This window comes from Arthrobacter sp. JCM 19049, from assembly GCF_001310435.1.
Genome location: NZ_BAXF01000753.1, coordinates 1 through 841 on the forward strand (window position 1 = coordinate 1; position 841 = coordinate 841).

General features: G+C 68.6%; 1 protein-coding gene. It reads right to left on the reverse strand.

Annotated elements, in window-relative coordinates:
- Positions 1-633: YggS family pyridoxal phosphate-dependent enzyme (locus JCM19049_RS15995; protein WP_054822043.1), on the reverse strand; the 633-nt coding region annotated here is incomplete at its 3' end.
- Between the last annotated feature and the right edge of the window lie 208 nt (positions 634-841).

Consider the following 841-nt stretch of genomic DNA (forward strand, 5'->3'; position numbering starts at 1 on the left):
CGTGAAGCGTTCCGGGTTGGGCGCGGCGTCGCGCACCGACTCGGCGCACTCGCGCAGCCGCCGGAAACTGGCCCGCACCATCGCCTGGTCGGTGGAGTGGGCCGCCATCGTCATCAGCCCGCGCAGTTCCAGGCGGTCCAGGGGCTTTAGCGCGGCGGCCAGTTCGGCGGCCTCGTCGGCCTGGATCCCGGATTTGGTGTCCTCGCCGGACGTGTTGACCTGGATGTAGACCTCCAGGGTCCGCTCGGCGGCCTCCAGTTGGCGCTGCAGGGTCTCGGCCAGGCGCAGCGAGTCCAGGGCGTGGAACTCGTGGGCAAAACGGGCCACGAACTTGGCCTTGTTGCGCTGCAGGGGCCCGATGATGGCATAGCGCAGGTGGGTCAGGTCCGCCAGCTCCTCGCTCTTGGCCAGGGCCTCCTGCACCTTGTTCTCCCCCAGCGTGTCAACGCCGGCGGCGATGGCCAGGCGCAACCGCTGGGAGGGGATGGTCTTGGTTACCGGCAGCAGCCGTACGTCCTTCGGGTCCCGGCCGACCGCGGTGGCCGCCGCGGCGATGCGCTGGTGAACCGCCTGCAGGTTGTGGGTGAAATCCTCGATGGTCGCGGCGTGCGCCGCAGCTGGTTGCGATGTCATGAAAGCGTACAGGCCTCTTCTTCAACGTAGTCGATCTGAACGTCCGCAAAACGTGGTGCCCCGGCGGGCACGGTCCTGCTTAAGCATAGGCTCCTACGGGCGTGGGCTTCACATTTGACGCAGCAGCCCGCCGATGTCCGGGCGGGTGTCGATGATGCTGCGGATCGGGCCCAACACGGCGGCGACACTGGCCCGCCGGGTGAGCGCG